Annotated in this window: 16 protein-coding genes; 4 read left to right on the forward strand and 12 right to left on the reverse strand. The window is 65.0% G+C overall.

The features are described from left to right. Nucleotides 1-79: 79 nt before the first annotated feature. The 3 genes from phbB to EXV95_RS04990 form a co-directional block, all read right to left on the reverse strand. Nucleotides 80-817 carry an acetoacetyl-CoA reductase gene (gene phbB / locus EXV95_RS04980; protein WP_121420225.1) on the reverse strand — a complete coding sequence of 246 codons (738 nt, stop codon included), beginning with the start codon at nt 815-817 and terminating at the stop codon, nt 80-82. A gap of 349 nt (nt 818-1,166) precedes the next feature. Next, nucleotides 1,167-2,345: an acetyl-CoA C-acetyltransferase gene (locus tag EXV95_RS04985; protein WP_055397845.1), complete on the reverse strand. Its 1,179-nt coding sequence runs from the start codon at nt 2,343-2,345 to the stop codon at nt 1,167-1,169. An 80-nt stretch (nt 2,346-2,425) separates the two neighbouring features. After that, nucleotides 2,426-4,126, reverse strand: a complete 1,701-nt coding sequence (locus EXV95_RS04990) for an alpha/beta hydrolase (protein WP_176886037.1) — start codon at nt 4,124-4,126, stop codon at nt 2,426-2,428. Between the two features lie 214 nt (nt 4,127-4,340). On the opposite strand from EXV95_RS04990, the gene EXV95_RS04995 reads away from it, so the two are divergent. Next, entirely contained in the window at nt 4,341-4,703 is a 363-nt protein-coding gene (locus tag EXV95_RS04995) for a hypothetical protein (RefSeq protein WP_176886038.1), read from the forward strand. Here the strand turns inward: EXV95_RS04995 and pgeF are convergent. From pgeF to EXV95_RS05010, 3 genes are all read right to left on the reverse strand, one after another. Then, nucleotides 4,623-5,498: a peptidoglycan editing factor PgeF gene (pgeF, locus tag EXV95_RS05000; protein WP_176886039.1), complete on the reverse strand. Its 876-nt coding sequence runs from the start codon at nt 5,496-5,498 to the stop codon at nt 4,623-4,625. The two genes, EXV95_RS04995 and pgeF, sit on opposite strands and share 81 nt — an antisense overlap. Next, nucleotides 5,495-6,163 (reverse strand): maleylacetoacetate isomerase, encoded by a 669-nt coding sequence (gene maiA, locus EXV95_RS05005; RefSeq protein ID WP_176886040.1) that lies wholly within the window; start codon nt 6,161-6,163, stop codon nt 5,495-5,497. The genes pgeF and maiA overlap by 4 nt, the downstream gene beginning before the upstream one ends. Before the next feature lie 102 nt (nt 6,164-6,265). Further along, nucleotides 6,266-6,721, reverse strand: coding sequence for a MarR family winged helix-turn-helix transcriptional regulator (locus EXV95_RS05010; RefSeq protein ID WP_176886041.1), 456 nt, complete (start codon nt 6,719-6,721; stop codon nt 6,266-6,268). Nucleotides 6,722-6,890: 169 nt separating this feature from the next. Here EXV95_RS05010 and EXV95_RS05015 point away from each other — a divergent pair, with 169 nt between their 5' ends. From EXV95_RS05015 to EXV95_RS05025, 3 genes are all read left to right on the forward strand, one after another. Beyond that, nucleotides 6,891-7,586: a fumarylacetoacetate hydrolase family protein gene (locus EXV95_RS05015; protein WP_176886042.1), complete on the forward strand. Its 696-nt coding sequence runs from the start codon at nt 6,891-6,893 to the stop codon at nt 7,584-7,586. Between the two features lie 122 nt (nt 7,587-7,708). Next, a complete protein-coding gene (locus tag EXV95_RS05020; RefSeq protein ID WP_055397838.1) occupies nt 7,709-8,260 on the forward strand; it encodes an NUDIX hydrolase in 552 nt (183 codons plus the stop codon). Nucleotides 8,261-8,268: 8 nt separating this feature from the next. Next, on the forward strand, nt 8,269-8,493 hold the full coding sequence (locus EXV95_RS05025) for a DUF1737 domain-containing protein (protein ID WP_176886043.1): 225 nt from the start codon (nt 8,269-8,271) through the stop codon (nt 8,491-8,493). Nucleotides 8,494-8,550: 57 nt separating this feature from the next. On the opposite strand, the gene EXV95_RS05030 is transcribed toward EXV95_RS05025, so the two are convergent. The 6 genes from EXV95_RS05030 to smc form a co-directional block, all read right to left on the reverse strand. After that, nucleotides 8,551-8,949 carry a collagen-like protein gene (locus tag EXV95_RS05030; RefSeq protein ID WP_176886044.1) on the reverse strand — a complete coding sequence of 133 codons (399 nt, stop codon included), beginning with the start codon at nt 8,947-8,949 and terminating at the stop codon, nt 8,551-8,553. Between the two features lie 214 nt (nt 8,950-9,163). Continuing rightward, nucleotides 9,164-11,497, reverse strand: a complete 2,334-nt coding sequence (locus EXV95_RS05035; RefSeq protein ID WP_176886045.1) for a penicillin-binding protein 1A — start codon at nt 11,495-11,497, stop codon at nt 9,164-9,166. 28 nt (nt 11,498-11,525) lie between these two features. After that, nucleotides 11,526-13,613 carry an NAD-dependent DNA ligase LigA gene (ligA, locus tag EXV95_RS05040; protein ID WP_176886046.1) on the reverse strand — a complete coding sequence of 696 codons (2,088 nt, stop codon included), beginning with the start codon at nt 13,611-13,613 and terminating at the stop codon, nt 11,526-11,528. Next, on the reverse strand, nt 13,606-14,073 hold the full coding sequence (locus EXV95_RS05045) for a GNAT family N-acetyltransferase (RefSeq protein ID WP_121420235.1): 468 nt from the start codon (nt 14,071-14,073) through the stop codon (nt 13,606-13,608). Before EXV95_RS05045 ends, ligA begins: the two co-directional genes overlap by 8 nt. 8 nt (nt 14,074-14,081) lie before the next feature. After that, nucleotides 14,082-15,200 carry a cell division protein FtsZ gene (locus EXV95_RS05050; protein ID WP_121420236.1) on the reverse strand — a complete coding sequence of 373 codons (1,119 nt, stop codon included), beginning with the start codon at nt 15,198-15,200 and terminating at the stop codon, nt 14,082-14,084. A gap of 22 nt (nt 15,201-15,222) precedes the next feature. Continuing rightward, complete coding sequence (gene smc, locus EXV95_RS05055; protein ID WP_176886047.1) at nt 15,223-18,747, reverse strand: chromosome segregation protein SMC; 3,525 nt, start codon at nt 18,745-18,747, stop codon at nt 15,223-15,225. Nucleotides 18,748-18,909: the final 162 nt, after the last annotated feature.

Here is an 18,909-nt window from a genome sequence, read left to right on the forward strand (position 1 = left end):
CCGGCAGCCCCTTCCCTCTTGCTCCTCCAACAAAAAACCCCGCATTGCGGGGTTTTTTGTTTTTCCAAGCCTTCGGGCATCAACCCATGTGCAGGCCACCGTTGACCGAGAAATCAGCACCGGTCGCGTAGCCACCCTCATCCGAAGCCAGCCACGCGATGATGGAAGCGATTTCGCTAGGTTCACCGAGGCGCTTGACGGGAACCGTGGCCACGATCTTTTCGAGCACATCGGGGCGGATCGCCTTGACCATGTCGGTGCCGATGTAGCCGGGGCTCACCGTATTGACCGTCACGCCCTTGGTGGCCAGCTCCTGCGCCAGGGCCATCGAAAAGCCATGCATGCCCGCCTTGGCCGCCGAGTAGTTGGTCTGGCCCGCCTGGCCCTTCTCACCATTCACCGAACTGATGTTGATGATGCGGCCCCAGCCCTTTTCCACCATGTCGGCCACCACCTGCTTGGTGACGTTGAACATGCTGTTGAGGTTGGTTTCAATCACCGCGTCCCAGTCTTCGCGCGACATCTTGAGGAACATGCGGTCGCGGGTGATGCCGGCGTTGTTCACCAGCACGTCGATGGTGCCGTGCTCGGCCTTGGTCTTGCCAAAGGCTTCTACCGTGGAATCCCAGTCGCCCACATTGCCCACCGACGCATAGAAGGTGTAGCCCAGGGCTTTCTGCTCAGCCAGCCACTTGGCATGGTCACGGGTAGGGCCACAACCTGCGATGACCTTGAAACCCTCCTTGTGCAGGCGCTGGCAAATGGCAGTCCCGATGCCGCCCATGCCGCCGGTGACGTATGCAACTTTCTGGCTCATGTGATTTCTCCTTGTTGGTGATTTGCTCAACAGCCACTCTACCGAAGAAATCTACCGCCGCCGTGAAGGAAAACACTGAAGCCCTTTTCTTTTTGGCATATCGGCATGCGTCATGCGCCTTACGCGCTATGTGTCTCGGCAGAGTCACAGTTTTGGTGCAAGCCACAGCCCTCCTACGGCCCAACAGAAACATCTTGCAACCACCTGCGCGCGCTAAGGTGGGACCACGGCGGCGACACGTTCACACTGAAGCCAGACATAAAAAAGCCGCGTCGTAACGCGGCTTCGATTTTTGGCCTTGCACCTGAGAAACGGCTGAACCGCAGGTGCCGCCAAGCGCAGGGGCTTACTAGCGCTCCAAGGCCAGGGACACGCCCATGCCGCCACCAATACACAGCGCTGCCAAGCCCTTCTTGGCATCGCGACGCTGCATTTCGTGCAGCAGCGTTACCAGGATGCGGCAGCCGGAAGCGCCGATGGGGTGGCCGATAGCGATGGCACCGCCGTTCACGTTCACCTTGGCAGGGTCAATCCCCAATTCCTTGTTCACCGCGCAGGCTTGTGCGGCAAAGGCTTCGTTCAGCTCGAACAGGTCCACATCGGCAGCGTTCCAGCCTGCGCGCTGCAGGGCCTTGCGTGACGCTGGCACCGGGCCCATGCCCATGGTGGCGGGGTCCAGACCACTGGTGCCGAAGGCCGCAATGCGTGCCAGGGGCTTGAGACCCAGGGCGGCCGCCTTCTTGGCGCTCATCACCACCACGGCAGCAGCGCCATCGTTCAGGCCGGATGCATTACCCGCCGTCACGCTACCCGCCTTGTCAAACGCGGGGCGCAGGCCTGCCAGCGCTTCGGCATTGGTCTTGCGGTTCAGGTATTCATCCGCATTGAAAAGGATGGGGTCGCCCTTCTTTTGCGCCAGGCTCACACCCACGATTTCGTCCACGAACTTGCCGGCATCTTGCGCTGCGGCGGCCTTTTGCTGACTGCCCAGGGCCAGGGCGTCCTGCATGTCACGGGTGATGCCGTAGGCCTTGGCAACGTTCTCCGCCGTAATGCCCATGTGGTACTGGTTGTACACGTCCCACAGGCCGTCCACGATCATGGTGTCGATGAGCTTCCAGTCGCCCATGCGCTGGCCATCGCGCGAGCCGGGCAGTACGTGGGGCGCCATGCTCATGCTCTCTTGGCCGCCAGCCACGACGATCTCGCTGTCACCCCAGGCCACAGCCTGGGCGGCAAGCATCACGGCCTTGAGGCCGGAGCCGCACACCGCATTGATCGTGAGCGCAGGGGTTTCCTTGGCCACACCGGCCTTCATCGACGCCTGCCGGGCGGGGTTCTGGCCCACGCCAGCGGCCAGCACCTGGCCCATGATGACTTCACCAATCTGGTCGGACGACAGGCCCGCGCGCGCGATGGCTTCGCGGATCACGATGGCGCCCAGTTCGGTCGCAGGCGTCTTGGCCAGTGCGCCACCAAATTTGCCCACAGCGGTGCGGGTAGCCGAAACGATGACGATGTCTTCCATGGAATGTCCTTGTGGTTGGAGGTTGTTGCTGGGTAATTTTCGGGGTGCAGAAAGCAAGAGCGGGTCAGGACTTTTGCGTATCAGGCTTTCTGCTTAACGTAGCTGCCGGGGGCGGGCTCCAAGGCCTTGAACTTGGTGCCCTTGCCATAGCCCTTGGGCGCTGCAATCTGCTTGCCCGCGTGGCCCTTGAGCCAACCAGACCAGTCGGTCCACCAACTGCCGGGGTGCTCGGTCGCGCCTTGGAGCCATTGGTCGAGCGTGGCGGGCAGCTTGCCGTCGGCGCGAATCCAGTGGCTGCGCTTGCCTTTGGCAGGCGGGTTGATGACGCCCGCTATGTGCCCCGAGGCCCCCATCACAAACCGTTTCTTGCCGGGCAGCACCTGCGTGGAGGCATAGGCAGCATTGATGGGCACGATGTGGTCCTCGCGTGAGCCGTAGATGTACACGGGCAGGTCGAGGTTGCCCAAATCCATCTTCTCGCCACACACGGTGAGCTTGCCCGGTTGGACGAGGTTGTTTTCAAGGTAGAAATTGCGCAGGTACCACGCGTAAAACGGACCCGGCAGGTTGGTGCTGTCGCTGTTCCAGTACAGCAGGTCGAACGGGGGCGGCGTTTCGCCCTTGAGGTAGTTGCCCACCACGTAGTTCCACACGAGGTCATTGGGGCGCAGAAAGCTGAAGGTCGAGGCCAGGTCCTGCCCCTTCATGAGGCCGCCCTTACCCATCTGCATCTCGCGGAACTTCACGAAAGCCTCGTCGATGAAAACGTCGAGGATGCCGGTGTCCGTGAAGTCGATCAGCGTGGTGAGGAAAGTGGCGCTGGCCACGGGCTCATCGCCGCGCGCGGCCAGCACGGCCAGGGCATTGCTCAGGATGGTGCCGCCTACGCAAAAACCCAGCGCATTGATCTGGTCGGCGCCCGTGATGTTCTGCACCACGTCGATGGCGGCCATGGCGCCGTCTTCCACGTAATCGTCCCAGGTCTTGTGGGCGAGGCTGTCGTCAGGGTTGCGCCAGCTGACCACAAAGGTCCGGTGGCCTTGCTCCACGGCGTAGCGGATCAGCGAGTTCTCGGGCTGCAGGTCGAGGATGTAGAACTTGTTGATGCACGGCGGCACGAGCAGGAAGGGCCGCTCGTACACCTTGGCGGTCAGCGGCTTGTATTCGAGCAACTGGAACAGTTCGTTCTCGTACACCACCGCGCCTTCGGTAGTGGCTACGTTGCGCCCCACCTCGAACAGGCTTTCGTCGGTCATCGACACATGGCCCTGTGTGATGTCGTGCAGCAGGTTCTGCATGCCTTTGGCAATGCTCTCCCCCTTGGTATCGATGGCTTTTTTCTGTGCTTCGGCGTTGAAGGCCAGGAAGTTGCTGGGCGCCATGGCAGCCATCCACTGTTCCACGCCAAAGCGGATGCGGGCCTTGGTCTTTTCGTCGGACTCCACCGCGTCGGCCAGCCCCATGAGCGTGCGGGCATTGAGCAGGTAGGCTGCGGCTGAGAACGCAGCAACGGGGTTGCTGGCCCAGCCCTCGCCGGAGAAGCGGCGGTCCTTGACTTCGGGGGTTCCCTGCAGGCCCTGGGCCCAGAGTTCCTGCGCGTCTTTCAGGTACTGCTGCTGCAGGGACTGCAGCTTGGTGGGCGAAAATTTCAGGGGTGGTGCTGCAGGAACCTGGGTGCCCATGTCCAGCTTCTGGAACGACTGCAGCGCCTGCGACCAGCTTTGCCCGAAAATCTTCTGGAACTGCTCGGCGCTCTCGGCCCAGGGTGATTCAGAATTCATGCTCTTTCCTCAGTGATTGGTCGCTCGCAGCGGCAACGCATTTTTGTCATGACTATCGCAAAACAGGGCTCATGCACCGGGTTCGCCCCGACGCGAGAGACCCGCGTCACATCCCGATTTGCGCAAGTGCTACTGGTGTTTGTCTTCCGGGTTCATTGTTGCCGACCCCTTTGCCCGTGGCAACGGATTCAACGTTTGCACTGAACACAAAACAATGTACCTCATCGTCATCGCCTGGACCTACGTCACTCTCATGATGGCAGTGGCCGAAGCCACCAGCTCCAACGGCACCGTGCTGGGTGCCGTCATCACTTTTGCGCTGTATGGGCTGCTGCCCATGGGCATTCTGGTGTACATCCTTGGCACGCCTTCACGCAAGCGCGCGATCAAGGCCCGAGAGGCCGCAGAACAGGCTGCCTACGATGCCGAACAAGCCGCTGCGGCCGCTGCCAACCCGGCACAACTTGCACCGGCTGCATTGGCTGCATTGGCTGCATCAGCTGCGCCAGATGCAGGCAGCGAAGCGCCCGCTCGCGCCGAGGGGCCCGCTGTCGCGGCGGTGCGAAAAGAACCTTGAGGCGTTGGTCACGGTGCACCAGGGCGGTGTGCTGTTGTTGCCGTGAATGTGCGTGACGCCCAGCGCCTGCAACCGCAACCGCGCCAGCCCGGCCAAATCGCACAGGTATTTACCCCTCGCCACGCCGCCAGGCACAAAGCACGATTGCATGGCTGGGTTGCTGTCGCAGAACGCCGCGCGCACTTCGGCCCCCACCTCGAAGGCCTGGGGGCCAATGCAGGGCCCCAGCCAGGCCAGCATTTCCTGGGCGAGCATTGGGGTTGAATTGCTTGCTCCTATTTTTATAGCTGTTAGCGCTTTACCATTGGGCGCCAGGGCCTCAAAACGCTTAAAAACGGATTCCAATACCCCCTGCCCGCCCGTTCCTGCCAGCCCGCGCCAGCCGGCATGCGCCGCTGCCACCACCTGGCCTGAGCGGTGGGCCAACAGCACGGGCAGGCAGTCGGCCACCATGACGGTGCAGACCACACCGGGCGCCGTGGCCAGGCAGGCATCGACGTCGATGCCATCGGGGGTGTTGCCATCCAGGTGCACCACGCCATCGCCATGCACCTGGTTCAAAAACACCGGCCGAGTGCCGCCCGCAACGGCATTGACGGTGGCGTGCAGCCTCAGGCGGTTGGTCAGCACAGCTGCGGGGTTGTCGCCCACGTGGGTCCCCAGGTTCAGGCTGTCATAGGGCGGAAGGCTCACGCCCCCAGCGCGTGTGGTGCACAGGGCGTGCACGCCTGGCGGCGCAGGCCAGTCGGGCACCAGGCAGTCGGCCTCTGGCAGAGGTCCGTGGTGCGAGCTCAAGCTTCGTTGTCCGGGCAGGCGGACGGCTGGGCCTTCTGGAAGGCGGGCAACGCCATGCAGGCTTTGAATGCCCCCATCGTGAGTGGCAGGCCACCCAGGTCCACGTTGAAACGCTGGCCGTTGAAGATTTGCGGCACCAGACAGCAATCGGCCAGCGTGGGGGTGTCGCCCCAGCACAGCGCAGAGGCGGGCAGACCCTGGGCCGAACGCTCTTGCGCCAGCAGTGCCAGCTGGCGCTCAAAGGCCTCCAGCCCGCTGCGCACCCAGTGGCGGTACCAAGCGTTCTTGGCCTCCTCTTCCACCTTCAGCTCGCGCACCAGGTACTTGAGGACGCGCAGGTTGTTGATGGGATGGATTTCGCACGCCACCATCTGCGCCAGCGCACGCACGTGTGCCCGCTCCAGGGGCGTGGCAGGCAGCAGCGCGGGGGTGGGGTGGGTTTCCTCCAGGTATTCGATGATGGCCATCGACTGGGACAGCGCCGCTCCGTCATCGGTCACCAGCGTGGGTACCAGCGCATCGCCGATTCGGCTGGCGTACGCGGGGGCCTGGTGCTCACCCTTGACGAGGTGCACAGGGACGTAGTCGTAAGGCAATCCCTTGATCTGCAGCGCGATGCGCACGCGGAACGAGGCGGAGGAACGGAAGTAGTTGTAGAGCTGCATGCAGAAAATACGTTGTGAAAGGGGACGTTTCAAAGCGTGGCAGTGGGGGCCCCACACTACAGCGGGCGCTGAATGGGCAAGCCTCGGGGCCGCCCGGGTCCGTCAGGCGCCCGAGGCCCCTGCCGGGTCCTGGTGGTTGTAGACAACCTTGGACAGGATGGACATCAGATCGACGCGCTCCTGCGCGTTGAGTGGCGCCATCAGCCGCTCCTGCACACGCTGGGCGGCATCACGCATCTGTAGCGCGGCAACCTCGCCCTCAGGGGTGATCCACAGCAGTTTGCGGCGGCGGTCGCGGGTGTCGGGCTCGCGGCGGATCCAGCCGCGTTTTTCGAGCCGACCAATCACCGAGCCCGATGTGGCAGCGTCGAACGCCACGCGGGACGCCAGCGTGACCTGGTCTTCACCGGGCCGTGCCAGCAGCTCGTGCAGGATGGCGAACTGCACCGGCGTCACGTCAAACCCCGCAGTCTCTTCCATGAAAAGCGCCACGGTTCGCTGGTGGGCACGGCGCACCAGGTGGCCTGGCGTGTTGTGGAAATCGAAGCTCTTTGCCATGGGCGCGAGTGTAGCGCCCCCCAGCAGGCGGCCCGCGCCCATGGCACACTGCCACACCGAGGCCGCGCAGGGTCTACCCCGGGGTTTTTGCGACACAGTCCCTGCCCTGGCATCCGCGCCGTCCGGCAACCATTCATTTCCATTGAACCCAGAAATTCGAGAGGCAGACATGAGCTACGTGTTTTCTCCCGCCCCCGTGGCCAGCGTGCCCGTGGTGGGCAGCGGCGACCGCTTTCCCGTGCACCGCATTTATTGCGTGGGCCGCAATTACGAAGAGCATGCCAAGGAAATGGGCTTCACCGGCCGCGAGCCACCGTTCTTCTTCATGAAGCCCGCCGATGCCATCGTGGTGGTCAACGCGGGCGAAACGGGCCAGCTGCCCTACCCCAGCCTTACCGCCAACCTGCACCACGAGATCGAACTGGTCGTGGCCATCGGCAAAGGTGGCAAAAACATCAAGGCCGCCGACGCATTGGCACACATCTACGGCTATGCCGTGGGCCTGGACATGACGCGCCGCGACCTGCAAAACGACATGAAAAAACAGGGCCGCCCCTGGTGCATCGGCAAGGGCTTTGATGCCAGCGCGCCCATTGGCCCCATCACCCCGGCCGCGCAGGCTGGCGACGTTGCCAAGGCGACCATCTGGCTGCAGGTCAACGGAGCGGACAAGCAGCGCAGCAGTGTGGCGCAGCTGATCTGGAACATTGCCGAAACCATCGAACACCTTTCGGCCGCGTGGGAGCTGCAGCCCGGCGACCTGATCTACACCGGCACCCCCGAAGGCGTGGGCGCCGTGGTGCGCGGCGATGTACTGGAGGGTGGTGTCGAAGGCCTGGGCACGCTGCGGCTGAGCGTGGTGTAACGCCCCGGCCTGGGCGCCGCGCGGCCCCAGCCCGGACGCACAGCCTCCGCACTATGCTTTTCATAGCTGCTTGCGCTTATAGAAAAAGCGCTGGCAGCCTATTTGATTCGAAAAATCCACCGATGACCTTCCGCAGCCCCATCAAACACTGCCGCGCCTGTGGCACCGCCGTGGTCTACCGCCTGCCGGACGACGGCGACACCAAACAGCGCGCGGTGTGCCCCGTCTGCAACACGGTGCACTACGAGAACCCGCTCAACGTGGTGGGCACGGTGCCCGCACTGCCCGATGGCCGCATCCTGCTGTGCAAGCGCAACATCGAACCCCGCTGGGGCAAGTGGACCCTGCCCGCAGGCTTCATGGAGCTAGACGAAACCACGGCCCAGGGCGCCGCGCGAGAAACGGACGAAGAGGCTGGCGCCCAGATTGAAATGGGCCCGCTGTTCAGTCTGCTGAATGTGCGCCGAGTGGGCCAGGTACACCTGTTTTACCGCGCCACGCTGCTGAGCGACCAGTTCAACCCCGGCTACGAGACCATCGAGGCGCGTCTGTTTGCCGAAGACGAGGTGCCTTGGGATGAGCTGGCCTTCCGCACCGTGAAGGAAACGTTGGAATGCTACTTTGCCGACCGCAAGGCGGGCGCCATGGGTATGCACTTCATTGACATCGAATAGGCCGTGGGATGACTGCCACTACCACCCCCACGTCCCCTGCCCCGGCCAGCACACCTCCCGATGGCCTGCCAGCCTACCGCTTGCTCACAGGCCCTGATGACGCCAGCTTTTGCCGCCGTGTCAGCGACGCGCTGGCACTGGGCTACCGGTTGTACGGATCCCCCGCCGCCACGTTCAACGGCCAGACCGTGATCGTGGCGCAGGCCATTGTGTGGCCTGGCACGGTGGTCTGATTTCCGCCCGTCCGACACATCGCCGGTCGCGGGCCGTCAGCTGCCGAGCGCGCCGTGTCACGGCTTGGCGGGTATGACGATGACGGTACTGCCATCGCCCGAGGTTCCGGTATTACCGGTGTTGCCCTTGCTTCCAGTGTTGCCGGTGTTGCCCTTGGCACCCGTGGCACCTGTATCCCCCTGGTAGCCCGTGGCGCCTTGCATGCCGGTAGCACCCGTGCTGCCCTGCCCGCCTGTGGCCCCTGTGGACCCCATGCTGCCCGTAGCCCCTGTGTAACCCGTGGTTCCCTGGTTGCCCGTGGCTCCGGTGGCGCCGGTATAGCCGGTGTCACCGGTCTTGCCGGTATATCCCGTATTGCCCGTATTGCCCTGCGCTCCCGGGGGGCCCATGGGGCCTGTGCAGGCGCCCAGGGTGAGGGTAGCCAGCACAAGCAAGGTGGTGGTAATCGTTTTCATGGTGAGTCCTTTGGCGTTGCATGCAGTACAACAACGACTGCATGGGCCAATGTGCGGGCCCCACCGTGAAGGGTCTGTTCGGTTACGCGCATAAGCCAAGCGCCAGCCGCACCATGGAGTGACTGGCGACGCCGTCCTACAACGTCAAAGTTGGCAGCTTTGTGCAACGCTTCGGTGGCGTGGGGTTGCGCAGGCCCACCCCGCCGCTTCGCACCTACCCGCCCACCCGCTCCTCGGCCGGCACAGGCGGCCGGGACGAACCAGCAGGGTCCGTGGTGACCGGTGGCAGCCCATCACCGCTGGGCCGTGACGGAGTGCCGGGCCAGGGGGCCGGTGCAGAGGGAGATTGCGCATCCCCTCCGAACAGGCCCCGGATCCATTCCCGCATCGCGCCCAGTGATCCATCCGCCGGTGGCGGGGGGGTATCCACAAACTCGTCTACAAAGCGGTCATTCCCGTTGATCGCCCTGGTGCGAATGGCCTGCTGCATGAACTCGCCCACCATGGGCAACGCGCTGCGCGCCCCCTGCCCCCACGCATCGCTGCGCAGCGTGATGCGGCCGTCGTTGAAACCCGCCCAGGCACCGGCCACAACGCGCGCGTGCATCAGGATGAACCAGCCGTCGGTGTTGTCCTGCGTGGTGCCGGTCTTGCCCGCCACATCGGCCTGGATGCCATAGCGGGTGCGGATTGCGGTGGCCGTGCCCCGGTCGATGGCGCCGCGCATGGTGTTGCGCAAGGTCTGCGCGGCGCGTGGCTCGAAAACCGTTTCGGGGGCAGACGGCGCAAAAGTCTCCAGTACCTTGCCGTGGCGGTCCTCGATGCGGGTAATCAGCACGGGCTCCACATAGCGGCCCAGATTGGCGATGGAGCTGTAGGCCGTCACCATTTCCTTCAGGGTGACCGGGCTGGTGCCGAGCGCCAGAGATGGCACCTCTTCCAGCGGCGACTGGCGCACCCCCAGGGCCCGGGCCACCTCGGCCACGCGGGCCGGGCCCACCTGCTGCATGACCTGTGCGGTGATGGTGTTCTTGGAAAACGCCAGACCATCGGCCAGCGTCATGGGCTGGTCGCTGGGCGGGCCACCATCGGTAGGGCGCCAGACGCGGCCTCCGCCCAGGGGGATTTCTACGGGCCCGTCCATCAGCGTATCGCTGGGCGACGCGCCACTGGCAAACGCCGCGCCATACACAAAGGGCTTGAACGTGGAGCCAGGCTGGCGCCGCGCCGCCTGCACATGGTCGAACGGGTCTTGCGCAAAGTCGCGGCTGCCCACCCACGCCAGCACATGGCCGGTGACCGGGTCCTGCGCCAGAAAACCGGCCTGCACGCGCGTCTTCTCGGCGCGCAGTTTCTGCAGGAAAGCGGTGTCATCCAGCAGCGCCTGCAATGCCTCTTCCGGGGCCTGGCCCTTGTCCACGGCGTTGCGGTATTCGGGGCTTTCGCGCACCAGCGTCTGCACCAGCTCGCTCTTCGGGCCCCAGCCATTGCGCTGGGACCAGGCGGTATCGGCCACGCCCTGCAGCTGGCGCCCTTGGCGCGCCACGGCCTGGTTGGCAATGGCCTGCAGGCGCGAGTCGATGGTGGTGCGGATCACCAGGCCATCGGCATACAGGTTGTAGCCATGGCTGTCGGCCCACTCGATGAGCTGCTTGCGCAGCTGCATCGCAAAGTGGGGCGCCGGGCCCATGACCTCGGTCTGGCGCTCGAAATTGACGCGCAGCGGGCGTTTTTGCAGGGCCTCCAGCTGCTTTTCTTCGAGCTTGCCGCGCTTGACCATTTGCGACAGCACGGTGTTGCGCCGTGCCTGGGCACGCTCGGGGTTGAGCACGGGGTTGTAGTAGGCCGTGCCCTTGAGCATGCCGATCAGCGTGGCGCTTTCCAGCACGTTGAGCTTGTCGGCCGACTTGTCGAAATACGTGCGCGCGGCCATCTCGATACCGTAGGCGTTGTAGAGGAACGGCACGGTGTTGAGGTAAGTCTCCAGGATCTCGTCCTTGGTGTACGACGCCTCGATCTTGAGCGCGGTGATCGCCTCCTTGAGCTTGCGCGTGAGGGCCTGCGGGAACACGCGCGAGCGCCCGATCTCCTCCGGAAACAGGTTGCGTGCCAGCTGCTGCGTGATGGTGGAGCCACCCTGAGGGTCCCCGCGCAGCGTGTGCACCACCGACGATGCCGTGCGCCGCCAATCCAGACCAAAGTGGTCGTAAAAACGGTGGTCTTCGGTGGCGATGAGGGCGTTCACCACGTTGGGCGATATCTGGCTCAGCTCCACCCATTCGCGGTTGGCCCAGCGGTATTCGGCCAGCAGCTTGCCGTCCACCGACATGAGCTGCGCGGGCAGCTCGCTTTTGGCCTTGCGGATGTCACTGATGGAGGGGGTGAACGGGATCAGCACCAGCGTGTAGACCAGCACGGCGGCAGGCACGGCCAGGGCTCCCCACATCAGCGCGCGGCGCAGCGGGCGGGGTATCCAGGCGAACAGGCCGGCCAGCCAGCGGAACAGGGCCGCCGCGCGGGCCTGAAAGGAAAGCAGCAATGTGCGCATCAAAAACTCAGAGAAAGGGGAGATTGCTTCAGGCGCCTGTGCCCGACAGCAGGGCCAGCATGCCGGCTTCGTCCAGCACGGGCACGCCAAGCTCTTCGGCCTTGGCCAATTTGCTGCCGGCCTCGGCGCCCGCCACCACATAGCTGGTCTTCTTGCTGACCGAACCGGCCACCTTGGCGCCAGCGGCTTCCAGCATGTCCTTGGCCGCGTCGCGGCTCAGGGTGGGCAAGGTGCCGGTCAGCACCACGGTTTTACCCGCCAGGATCTGCGGGGCACGCTCGGCCACCGGGCCTTCGGGCCAGGTCACGCCGCAGGCGCGCAGTTGCTCGACCACCTCCCGGTTGTGCGGCTGCTGGAAGAAGGTGTGCAGGCTCTGTGCCACCACGGGGCCCACATCGTTCACCTCCAGCAACTGCTCCACGCTCGCATCCATGATGGCGTCCAGCGTGCCAAAGTGCCGAGCGAGGTCCTTGGCCGTGGCCTCGCCCACATGGCGCAGCCCCAGACCGAACAGGAAGCGCGGCAAGGTGGTCTGCTTGGATTTTTCGAGCGCAGCCAGCACGTTCTGGGCCGACTTCTCGGCCATGCGCTCCAGCGCGATGAGCGACGTGAGGCCCAGCCGGTACAGGTCGGGCAGCGTACGGATCACGTTGGCGTCCACCAGCTGGTCCACCAGCTTGTCGCCCAGGCCTTCGATGTCCATGGCGCGGCGCGCGGCGAAGTGCAGGATGGCCTCCTTGCGCTGTGCGGCGCAGAACAGGCCACCCGTGCAGCGGTGGTTGGCTTCGCCCTTTTCGCGGACCACATCGCTACCGCACACGGGGCAGGCTGCGGGCATGCGGAAGTTGGGCACATACCCCGTGCGCTTGCCCGGCATCACGCCCACCACCTCGGGAATCACATCGCCCGCGCGCCGCACGATGACCGTGTCGCCCACGCGCACGCCCTTCTTGCGGATCTCGAACAGGTTGTGCAGCGTAGCGTTGGTGACGGTTACCCCGCCCACAAACACGGGGGCGAGGCGCGCCACGGGCGTGATCTTGCCGGTGCGGCCCACCTGCACGTCGATGCCTTCGATCCTGGTGGCCATCTCCTGCGCCGGGTACTTGTGCGCCACGGCCCAGCGCGGCTCGCGGGTCTTGAAGCCCAGGTCGCGCTGCAACTGCAGGGAATTGACCTTGTAGACCACACCGTCGATGTCGTACGGCAGCGCATCGCGGCTGGCTCCCACCTGCTGGTGAAATGCTACCAATTCAGTAGCACCTACCGCAATCTGCACCTGCGCTGCAACGGGAAAACCCCATGACTTCAGCGTCTGCAGCATCTCGTAGTGCGTGCGGAACACCGGCCCGCCATCGCCGGGCGGCGTGATGGCGCCCAGGCCATAGGCAAAAAAGCTCAAGGGACGCTGGGCGGTGATGCCAGAGTCGAGCTGGCGCACAGCACCCGCTGCGGCGTTGCGTGGGTTCACAAAGGTCTTGCCGCCCTGCTCCCGCTGGCGCTCGTTGAGAGCATCAAAGTCTGCGCGGCGCATGTAGACCTCGCCACGTACTTCGAGCAGCGGCGGTACACCGCCAGGCAGCGTGAGGGGTATCTGCCGGATCGTGCGGATGTTGTGCGTCACGTCCTCGCCCACCTCACCATCACCGCGCGTAGCGGCTTGCACCAGACGGCCGTTTTCGTAGCGCAAGCTCATGGCCAGGCCGTCGAACTTGGGCTCGGCCACGTATTCGATGGCAGGGTCAGATTCCGACAGGCCCAGCTCGCGCCGCACGCGGGCATCAAACGCCTGCGCGCCGGTGGCCTCGGTGTCGGTTTCGGTGTGGATGCTGAGCATGGGCACCGCGTGGCGCACCGATGCCAAGCCCTCCATCACCGCACCAATCACGCGCTGCGTGGGCGAATCGGGGGTGATGAGGTCGGGGTGCGCGGCCTCCAGCGCCTGCAACTCGCGGAACACACGGTCGTATTCGGCATCGGGCACCGTGGGTGCGTCCAGCACGTAGTACTGGTGCGCCCAGTGGTTGAGCTGGTCGCGCAGTGCTTTGATTTTGATAGCTGGCTGCGCTTGATCTGCGGGCGCTGGAGCCGAAAAAAGATCAGATTGCTCAGTCATGGCGGACCGCCCTGGGGTTCTTCTGGACGAAGCCCAATTCCTGGTTGCCAACAAAGCCGGCAGATTCATAGAGTCGGTGCGCTTGCTCGCGCTGAGCACCCGAGAGAAGAAATACCTTGCAGCAATTCATTGTCCAAGCTGCATCCAGAGCGAACTCCAGAGCAGCAAGTGCCAGCCCCCGGCGACGAAAGCGCTCGCCCGTAATCACGTGCTCAATGACACCGATGGGCATTCCTGCACTCGCGAAATTGGGGATCGAAGCCAGCATGCAGGTGGCACCGACTTCGCCTTCGCAAAGCGCAACGACGAGGCGCGCCTGCGGAGACTGCAACACGACACGAAAATGCGCCAAGGACGCATCACTGTCCACCTCAGGGTCCTGAGGCCGCAGTTCTCTGTACAGAGCTTTGACGGCGCCGTGGTCAGCTTCAGTTGCCAGACGGACCTGCATTGCACTCATGCGCTGCACTAGCTGAACAGTCGTCGCGCCAGCACCGACCCCGCCGACAGATCCCGTCCATCGAGCTGGTCATACAGCAGCTCCAGGTCCGCAGCAATCGGATCCATGGCCATCGCGGGCAGCGGCTGGCCGTTCTGGTCGCAGAGCACCCCATCCATCGCGTCGCACAGCGCGGCCCCTACGTCGCGCAGGCGCGCAAAGGGTTGTTCGGTACGGTGAACTTGCGCCACGTCCAGGCTCAGAGTGATGTCACGGATGGCGGACTGGTCGGGGTCTTCGGCCAGCGCAGCCTGGGTGTCGTAGCCCAGCGTGAGCAGGGGCGGCAAGCCCTGCGCGCTGGCAGGCAGCACCAGGCGGCCAGGCATGGCACCGGGCACAAAGCCCAGGCGGGCGGCGTTCTGCTGCACGTAGCCGGGGCTCCAGGCGGCCTGGCGGGCGCGCAGCATGAACATGAGCTGGGCGTCGTGGTCGCTGGCGAACTGGTCCAGCTCGCGGGCGCGGGCCACTTCCTGCAGCATGTCGGGGAAGTCGGGGGCGGCATTGATAGCGTCGGCAAACGCCTGGGCCTTGACGACGAACTCGGAGAACTCGATCTCGTTGAGCGCGCCCATGCGGTTGGCCAGCTGCACACCGGCTTGGAAGCTCTGGTAGCGCTGGCCCGGTGCAGGGGTTTCCCACTGCTGGTTCGCTTCGTTGAGGCCTTCGATGGCGAACGGCTTGCTGCCTGCGCGGCGGGTCGGCGGCAGCGCGGCCAGAGCAGCATCGCCCGACACCACATGCTCGGGCTGCAGCGATGCAATGACATCGATGAGCGGATCGAGCCCGGGGCGGCGCTCCAGCGAAAACGGTGGCACGGGCAGCTGCAGGGCCTCATCAGCATCCACCGCGTGCTCCGAGGGATCGGGGCCCCGGTCGAGGCCGTGAAACTCACCCGGCGGTACGGCCACGGCAGCCCCCGCATCGAAGCCAGGCTCCTGGCGCTGGGTCGGCTCACCGGCGGGATCCACGGGCTCTTGCGGCAGCGCGCGCTTGGGCGCATTGCGGCGCGAGGTCCAGGTGTTGTAGGCCACGATGAGGGCCAGCACCAGACCGCCGATGATGGCCAGACTCAGTTGCAATGTGCTCATGGGTTCAGAGAATTTGAGTTTTTCAGGCGTCGGCCATCGAAAGCGCGGACTCCATGTCCACCGCCACGATGCGCGACACGCCCTGCTCCTGCATGGTCACGCCGATCAGTTGCTCGGCCATTTCCATCGCGATCTTGTTGTGGCTGATGAACAAAAACTGCGTGCCCTTGCTCATGCTGGACACGAGCTTGGCATAGCGTTCGGTGTTGGCGTCGTCCAGCGGCGCGTCCACCTCGTCCAGCAAACAGAACGGCGCGGGGTTGAGCTGGAAGATGGCAAACACCAGCGCGATGGCCGTGAGGGCCTTTTCGCCCCCCGACAGCAGGTGAATGGTCTGGTTCTTCTTGCCGGGTGGCTGGGCCATCACCTGCACGCCGGAATCAAGGATTTCGTCGCCCGTGATGATGAGCTTGGCCTGGCCGCCGCCAAACAGCTCGGGGAACATGCGCCCGAAGTGGCCGTTGACCGTATCGAAAGTGCCTGAGAGCAGCTGGCGTGTTTCGCCATCGATCTTGCGGATCGCGTCTTCCAGCGTGTTCATGGCCTCGGTCAGGTCGGCGGTTTGCGCATCGAGGAAGATCTTGCGTTCGCTGGCCAGCTTCAATTCGTCCAGCGCTGCCAGGTTCACGGCGCCCAGGGCGGCGATCTCGCGGTGCAGGCGGTCGATTTCGCTTTGCAGGCCACCCACGCGCACATTGCCTTCGGTGATCGACTGGGCCACGGCTTCGAGGTCGGCCTGGGCGTCGGTCAGCAAGGTGGTGTACTGCTCCAAGCCCAGGCGCGCGGCCTGCTCCTTGAGCTGGAATTCGGTGATGCGCGCACGCAGCGGGTCGAGCGCACGTTCGAGCTGCATGCGGCGTTCATCGCTGGCGCGCAGCTTGGTCGTCAGATCGTCGTATTCGCTGCGCTGGGCGGCGAGCGCCTTCTCGCGCTCCATCTTCACTTCCAGCGCGGCCTGCAGGCCGCCTTGCGCAGCCGCATCCGACAGGCGGGCAAGCTCATCGCGTGCGCGCTGCTCTTCGTCAGCCAGGGCCTTGGCCTGCTGGGTGGCGGTTTCGATGGAGCGGTTGAGTTCGCCCCGGCGCGCCTCCAGGCTGCGCTGCGAAAACGTGGCCTCCTGCGCCTGGCGCTCCAGCGTGCGCTGCTGCTCGCGGCAGGCGGTGAGTTTGCGCTCGGCTTCGATGACCTTGTCGCCCAGCTGGGCCTCGCGCTCCTGGCTGTCGGCCAGCTGCATGTCCAGTTCTTCAAAGCGTGCCTCGGCGGCCACGCGGCGCTCCTGCAGGTCGGCCAGCTGGGCTTCCACCTCGGCCAGATCGCCGTCGATTTGCTGGCTGCGTGCGCGGGTCTGCTCGGCCAGCTGTGTGAGGCGCAGGGTTTCGACTTGCAGCTCGTGGGCACGACTTTGTGTTTCGGTGGCTTCGCGGCGTGCGGCCACGAGGCGCTGGGAAGCATCGGCATACGCAGCCTCTGCGCGGACCAGGGCCGTGCGCGATTCTTCCGCGATCAGGGCCTGCGCGCGCAGCTCTTTTTCGAGGTGCTCTATTTCCTGCGCGCGGGCCAGCATGCCGGACTGCTCGGAGTCCTGCGCATAAAAGCTCACGCTGTGCGCGCTGACAGCATGGCCCGTGGGCACAAACACCACTTCGCCTGGCTGCAGCTGGCTGCGGCGGGCCAGAGCGTCGTCCAGGGTGGGCGCGGTGTAGCAGCCTTGCAGCCAGTCCACCAACACGGCCCGCAGGCCCGCATCGTTCAGGCGCAGCAGGTCCGACAGGCGGGCGTGAGGCGACGATGTTTCGGGGTGGCCCGCAGCGGGGGCACTGTAGAAAGCCAGGCGCGCGGGCGGCGCATCGTTGCCGCCGGAACCCAGGAAGCCGCGCACCATGTCCAGGCGCCCTACTTCCAAGGCAGCCAGGCGTTCGCGCAATGCAGCTTCCAGCGCGTTTTCCCAGCCGGGCTCGATGTGGATGCGGCTCCACAGGCCTTGCAGGCCGTCGAGCCCATGTTTGGCAAGCCAGGGACGCAGCTTGCCGTCGGTCTTGACCTTTTCCTGCAGAGCCTTCAGGGCCTCCATGCGGGCCGACAGGTCGGCCTGACGGGCGCTTTCGGTGTTGACGGCCTGCTGGCGCGCGCGGCGGTCGTCGTCGAGCTGGGGTACGGACTCCTGCAGCTCGTGCAGGCGGGCTGCGGTGGTTTCAGCGATCTCTTGCGCTTCTTCGAGCTGCTCGCGCAGGTTGGTCAGACGGGCTTCGTCGGGCGCGGCCAGCGCGTTGCGGTCGGTGCGCAGGCGCTCAAAGCGGGCGTCGAGCTGGCGGCTTTGCTCGTCAAAGCTGCGCTGCTCGGCAGCGAGCACGCCAATCTGCTGTTGGACCTGCACCACGGCAGTCCGTTGCTCGGCCGTGCGGCTTTGCGCCTGGCGCAGGGCCTCTTCCAGGTCGGGCAGCTGCATGGCCTGCTCTTCGACCTGGGCGGCCAGCATCTCGGCGCGTTCTTCGGCGTCCACACCGGCACCGGCCAGGTTTTCGAGCTCAATATCGGCCTCTTCCTTGCGGGCCTGCCACTGGGCGATCTGCTCGGCCAGCGTGACCAGGCGCTGCTCCACGCGCTGGCGGCCTTCTATCACGTAGCGGATCTCGGCTTCGAGCTTGCCGACCTCGGCCGTGGCTTCATAAAGCTTGCCCTGGGCCTGGTTCACCTGGTCGCCAGCGGCGTAGTGGGCCTGGCGGATGGTTTCGAGATCAGACTCCACCGCGCGCAGATCGGCCATGCGCGATTCCAGGTCGTTCACGGCCTGCAGGCCGTCCAGGCGCACCTTGTTCTGCTGTTCCTCAGCCTCGGCCCGCTTCAAAAACCACAGCTGGTGCTGCTTGAGCGTGGCGTCGGCCTGCAGGGTGTTGTACTTGGCGGCCACCTCGGCCTGCTTTTCGAGCTTTTCGAGGTTGGCGTTCAGCTCGCGCAGGATGTCTTCAACCCGCGTGAGGTTCTCGCGCGTGTCCGACAGGCGGTTTTCGGTCTCCCGGCGGCGCTCCTTGTATTTGGAGACGCCCGCAGCCTCTTCGAGGAACAGGCGCAGTTCCTCAGGGCGGCTTTCGATGATGCGGCTGATGGTGCCCTGGCCGATGATGGCGTAGGCACGGGGCCCCAGGCCCGTACCGAGGAACACGTCCTGCACGTCGCGGCGGCGCACGGGCTGGTTGTTGAGGTAGTAGCTGCTGGTGCCGTCACGCGTGAGCACGCGGCGCACGGCCACCTCGCCGTACTGGCCCCACTGCCCGCCCGCGCGGTGGTCGGAGTTGTCGAAGACCAGCTCCACACTGGCGCGGCTGGCCTGCTTGCGGGTGGTGGTGCCGCTGAAGATCACGTCCTGCATGGACTCGCCACGCAGCTCGCTGGCCTTGCTCTCGCCCAGCACCCAGCGCACCGCATCCATGATGTTGGACTTGCCGCAGCCGTTCGGGCCCACCACGCCGACCAGTTGCCCGGGCAGCATGAAGTTGGTGGGTTCAGCGAACGACTTGAAACCGGAAAGCTTGATCGAGGTGAGACGCACGGGTCAGGGGGCGGGCAAAAGGAGGAAGAAGGCTGGGGTGCAAAAAGTGGCGCCAGACGGACGTTCCGGGCCGGAACACGCAGGCCGCAGCAAGGGCGGAATGATACCGCGCCGCCCGATGACCACGGGCCCTTGGCAGCATGCCCAGACCCTAGAGCCAGG

Source organism: Acidovorax sp. JMULE5, assembly GCF_013376875.1.
In the GTDB taxonomy this organism is placed as follows: Bacteria; Pseudomonadota; Gammaproteobacteria; order Burkholderiales; family Burkholderiaceae_C; genus Acidovorax; species Acidovorax facilis.

What these genes read in the sequence shown, in the direction of transcription:
- phbB (WP_121420225.1), bottom strand. Translation starts at nt 817, where the DNA reads ATGAGCCAGAAAGTTGCATACGTCACCGGCGGCATGGGCGGCATCGGG.
- EXV95_RS04985 (WP_055397845.1), bottom strand. Translation starts at nt 2,345, where the DNA reads ATGGAAGACATCGTCATCGTTTCGGCTACCCGCACCGCTGTGGGCAAA.
- EXV95_RS04990 (WP_176886037.1), bottom strand. Translation starts at nt 4,126, where the DNA reads ATGAATTCTGAATCACCCTGGGCCGAGAGCGCCGAGCAGTTCCAGAAG.
- EXV95_RS04995 (WP_176886038.1), top strand. Translation starts at nt 4,341, where the DNA reads ATGTACCTCATCGTCATCGCCTGGACCTACGTCACTCTCATGATGGCA.
- maiA (WP_176886040.1), bottom strand. Translation starts at nt 6,163, where the DNA reads ATGCAGCTCTACAACTACTTCCGTTCCTCCGCCTCGTTCCGCGTGCGC.
- EXV95_RS05010 (WP_176886041.1), bottom strand. Translation starts at nt 6,721, where the DNA reads ATGGCAAAGAGCTTCGATTTCCACAACACGCCAGGCCACCTGGTGCGC.
- EXV95_RS05015 (WP_176886042.1), top strand. Translation starts at nt 6,891, where the DNA reads ATGAGCTACGTGTTTTCTCCCGCCCCCGTGGCCAGCGTGCCCGTGGTG.
- EXV95_RS05020 (WP_055397838.1), top strand. Translation starts at nt 7,709, where the DNA reads ATGACCTTCCGCAGCCCCATCAAACACTGCCGCGCCTGTGGCACCGCC.
- EXV95_RS05025 (WP_176886043.1), top strand. Translation starts at nt 8,269, where the DNA reads ATGACTGCCACTACCACCCCCACGTCCCCTGCCCCGGCCAGCACACCT.
- EXV95_RS05030 (WP_176886044.1), bottom strand. Translation starts at nt 8,949, where the DNA reads ATGAAAACGATTACCACCACCTTGCTTGTGCTGGCTACCCTCACCCTG.
- EXV95_RS05035 (WP_176886045.1), bottom strand. Translation starts at nt 11,497, where the DNA reads ATGCGCACATTGCTGCTTTCCTTTCAGGCCCGCGCGGCGGCCCTGTTC.
- ligA (WP_176886046.1), bottom strand. Translation starts at nt 13,613, where the DNA reads ATGACTGAGCAATCTGATCTTTTTTCGGCTCCAGCGCCCGCAGATCAA.
- EXV95_RS05045 (WP_121420235.1), bottom strand. Translation starts at nt 14,073, where the DNA reads ATGAGTGCAATGCAGGTCCGTCTGGCAACTGAAGCTGACCACGGCGCC.
- EXV95_RS05050 (WP_121420236.1), bottom strand. Translation starts at nt 15,200, where the DNA reads ATGAGCACATTGCAACTGAGTCTGGCCATCATCGGCGGTCTGGTGCTG.